The sequence below is a fragment of the Dietzia maris genome (genome assembly GCF_014144855.1).
GTDB lineage: Bacteria > Actinomycetota > Actinomycetes > Mycobacteriales > Mycobacteriaceae > Dietzia > Dietzia kunjamensis.
Map to the genome: position 1 here is coordinate 1 of NZ_JAALDN010000450.1, position 2,065 is coordinate 2,065.

At 72.6% G+C, this 2,065-nt stretch carries 2 protein-coding genes and 1 pseudogene; 1 reads left to right on the forward strand and 2 read right to left on the reverse strand.

The genetic code is table 11. The features are described from left to right. Both G6024_RS14025 and G6024_RS14030 read right to left on the reverse strand, forming a co-directional pair. A partial coding sequence (locus G6024_RS14025; RefSeq protein WP_182640397.1) for a glycerate kinase occupies positions 1-303 on the reverse strand: 303 nt, incomplete at its 3' end. Between the two features lie 107 nt (positions 304-410). Next, positions 411-1,094, reverse strand: coding sequence for a hypothetical protein (locus G6024_RS14030; RefSeq protein WP_159148974.1), 684 nt, complete (start codon positions 1,092-1,094; stop codon positions 411-413). Between the two features lie 224 nt (positions 1,095-1,318). Here G6024_RS14030 and G6024_RS14035 point away from each other — a divergent pair. After that, a pseudogene (locus tag G6024_RS14035) lies at positions 1,319-2,065 on the forward strand (gluconate kinase); the annotation flags it as partial.

Consider the following 2,065-nt stretch of genomic DNA (forward strand, 5'->3'; position numbering starts at 1 on the left):
CTCGCCGCCGGGCAGTCGCAGCAGGCCGCAGGCGTCCGCCATCTCCACGAACGCGGTGTCGGGGTCGATGGCGGCGAACGAGGTCTCGACCGGCTCGCCGGTGGGCCCCGATGCCGTGACGGGCACGGTCCGGGCGCCGCCGGCGACCATCACCTCGAGACTGCCGCCCCCACCGTCGGCGACCGGGCGTTCCAGCACATCGGTGTCGGGGTGCGCCCGACGGGCGCCCTCGGCCGCGTGGTGGCACGCCTCGACAGCGGTGAGGGAGCCCTTGAAGGCCCCGCAGGCCACGACGATCGTCACACCTGCATCATCCCCCATGAGTGTCGGCGGACACACGACGGCCCGGGATCGTGAGGGGGAGGGGCACGATCCCGGGCCGGGAAGGCGCGTCGTGGACGCGGGGGTTATCAGCCCAGCGAGCCGAAGTTCAGCCCGGCGTCGGCCTCGACCTCGGCGTCGACGGTGGCGCCGGTGGTGGTGTCGTCCTCGGCGCCGGAGCTCAGGCCGGCGAGCGACCCGCTCAGCGACCCGGTCTCGGCGGCGGTCTCATCGACGGGGGGCTCATCGGTGGTCTCGTCACCCGAGCCGAGCGAACCGCTGGTGGCCGGGGCCTCCTCGGTCACCGCGGCGGTCGTGACGCCGTCGGTGTCATCGGTGGTCTCGTCGCTGCTGCCCAGCGAGCCGCTGTCGGCGTCGGCGTCGGTCGCATCCTCGTCGGCGGAGCCGGTGGCCGACCCGGTCGCGGTCTCGGTCTCGTCCTCGGCGGAACCGGAGTTGCCGTCGATCAGCGCGCTGCCGGTGTTCGGCGAGACGCCGAGGCTACCCAGCTCGACGGAGCCCGGGTTGGGGGTCTCGGCATCGAGGTTGAGGTTGAACGCCAGGCTGCCCAGGTCGAGGTCGAGGTCGGTGCCCAGGGCGCCCTCGAGGCTGCCGTCCTCGCCCGTGATGTCGGCGAGGCTGGCGGTGGGGTCAGTGGGGGCCTCCGCGGCGGCCAGGCCCGGGAACGCGATGGCGGCACCGAGTCCGAACGCGCCGACGGCGGCGATCTTCGCGGTGGTGCGGTTGGTGGTCTTCCGGTGAGTGTTCGTCATAGAGCACGTCTCCGATCTACATCGACCCCGATGTCTCTCATCGCGGGCACCCCGGTCGGAAGCGAGGTGCGTCAGCGACCCTACAAGCGGTCTGGGAGAGCGCAAGGGGTCCGAATCGTGAGGGCGCGTTGATGTAACACTCCGGTCACTCGCGTGTACCCGCGGGGTCGGGCGGGTCCGTCGGAGGCGCCACGGGCGGCGTCGTCCCTGCCTAGGCTGGGTCCATGACCGTGTCCGGAGCATCAGATCCCGCGACGCCGGGCCCTCCGGGCCTCGTGGAGACCCACAGTGCGCTCATCATCCTCTGGGGTGACCAGGCTCACAAAGTGCGCAAGCCACTGGATCTCGGCTTCCTCGACAACACCACCGTCGAGGCGCGGGCGGAGCAGAGCCGCCGTGAGGTCGAGCTCAACAGTCGACTGGCCCCGGACGTCTACACCGGCGTGCTGGAGGTGAGGGGCCCCGACGGCGAGGTGATCGATCACGTCGTGCGGATGCGTCGCCTCCCCGCGCACCGGAGCCTCGCCGCGCTGGTGCGGTCGCGGCAGGAGGGCTCGACCGGGGACGGCGATCCGGACATCGTGGCCGGCATCCGCGAGGTGGCCCGGCAGATCGACCACCTCCACACCGCCAGCCCCCGCTCGGAGGAGATCGACGCCGCGGGCTCCCCCGCCGCGGTGGCGCGGTTGTGGGCGGAGTCCCTCGACCACCTGCGCGGACTCGACGTGGGTAGGGACGCCCCGGAGATCGTCGACGACATCGCGGCCCTGGCGTCGGGCTACCTGCGGGGGCGGGCCCCGCTGCTGCGGTCCCGCGTGGCGGCCGGCCGGGTCGTCGACGGCCACGGGGACCTCCTCGCCGCCGACGTCTACCTCACCGACGACGGACCGCGGGTGATCGACTGCCTCGAGTTCGACGACCGGCTCCGGTTCGGCGACGCGATGCTGGACATCGCATTCCTGGCGATGGAT

Coding starts and splice junctions, on each gene's coding strand:
- G6024_RS14030 (WP_159148974.1), bottom strand. CDS start 1,094: ATGACGAACACTCACCGGAAGACCACCAACCGCACCACCGCGAAGATC.